Genomic DNA, 1,115 nt, shown 5'->3' on the forward strand with positions numbered 1-1,115 from the left:
CCAGCGCCCGGGCCTGCTGCTCTTCGGTCTGATCCCGCTGGCGTTGCTTGCCGTCTATGTCGTGGTGCAGGCCCGGCGCCGGCAGCGGCTGCGCCGCTTCACCGAGGCCGAGGTGCCCCAGTCGTGGTGGCGACACGTTCCCGTCGCGGTTGCGCTGCTGTCGCTGTTCCTGTTGACCGTCGCCCTGGCCACGCCTACGCATGACATGCGCATCCCGCGCAACCGCGCCTGCGTCGTGCTGATCATCGACATGTCGAACTCGATGCGCGCGACCGACGTCGAACCCAACCGGCTCAAGGCGGCCGAGCAGGCGGCCAGCCAGTTCGCCAGCCAGCTGACGCCGGGCATCAACCTGGGACTGGTCGGATTCGCGGGCACGCCCTACCTGCTGGTGCCGCCGACCCCGCAGCACGAGGCGACCCTCGAGGCGCTGAAGAAGCTCGAGTTCGCCGACGGGACGGCGACCGGTGAGGCGATCTTCACCGCGCTGCACGCGGTCGGCGCCGCGGCCATCACCGGCGGGGACACGCCGCCGCCGGCGCGGATCGTGCTGCTGTCCGACGGCGGTGAGAACAAGCCGCTGGACCCCAACGCGCCGCAGGGCGCGTTCACCGCGGCGCGGGCCGCCAAGGCCGAGGAGGTGCAGATCTCGACGATCTCCTTCGGCACGCCCTACGGCACCGTCGAGTACGAGGGCGCCACCATCCCGGTCCCCGTCGACGACCAGACGCTGCAGGAGATCACCAAGATCACCGACGGCCAGGCGTTCCACGCCGACAGCCTGGAATCGCTGGAGAGCGTCTATTCGACCCTGCAGCGCCAGATCGGCTATCAGACCGTCAAGGGCGACGCCAGCCTGGCCTGGATGCTGCTCGGCGCGGTGCTGCTGGCCGGCGCCGTCCTGGCCGGAGAGTTCCTGAACCGGCGGCTGCCCGCCTAAGCGGTCAGACGGCAGCGTCAGATCGGCAGGCGCCGGTTGATCAGCAGGCCCAGCGCCGCCGCGATCAGCGCGACGACGACGCCCAGGCGCAGCCAGCCGGCGCTGCCGGGGCCGGGCACCGTGCGGAACCCGATGTCGTTCTCGATGGCGTTGTAGCTCTTGTTCAGCTCGCTGA

At 70.7% G+C, this 1,115-nt stretch carries 1 protein-coding gene; it reads left to right on the forward strand.

Translation table 11 applies throughout. The features are described 5' to 3' along the window. Window positions 1-13: 13 nt before the first annotated feature. Window positions 14-940 (forward strand): VWA domain-containing protein, encoded by a 927-nt coding sequence (locus A5706_RS28125; RefSeq protein ID WP_068138609.1) that lies wholly within the window; start codon window positions 14-16, stop codon window positions 938-940. Window positions 941-1,115 lie beyond the last annotated feature (175 nt).

The sequence above is a fragment of the Mycobacterium sp. E796 genome (genome assembly GCF_001672815.1).
Classification (GTDB): domain Bacteria; phylum Actinomycetota; class Actinomycetes; order Mycobacteriales; family Mycobacteriaceae; genus Mycobacterium.